Raw genomic sequence first — 259 nt, forward strand, 5'->3', positions numbered from 1 at the left:
CCTTATGAGCTGCTGGAGCCGCTGTGGATAAGCCGCGCCGAAGTGCTGCGCGGCGCCAATGGTTTCGACAAGGGATCACTGGCCCTGGGCGGCGCCATCGACTACATCACCCGCACCGGCCGTGATGCCGACAAGCTACAACTGCGCTACGAAGCCGGCAGCCACGGTTACCAGAAACGCAGCATCAGCTCCGGTCAGGTGCTAGGCGATTTCGATTACTACATCAACCTCACCGACAGCCATTACGACGGTTATCAGG

The 259-nt window shown here is 60.2% G+C and carries 1 pseudogene; it reads left to right on the forward strand.

The annotated features are described in order from the left end of the window. A pseudogene (locus AC0IW9_RS31150) lies at positions 1-259 on the forward strand (TonB-dependent receptor); the annotation flags it as partial.

It is taken from the genome of Belnapia sp. AC561, from assembly GCF_979252845.1.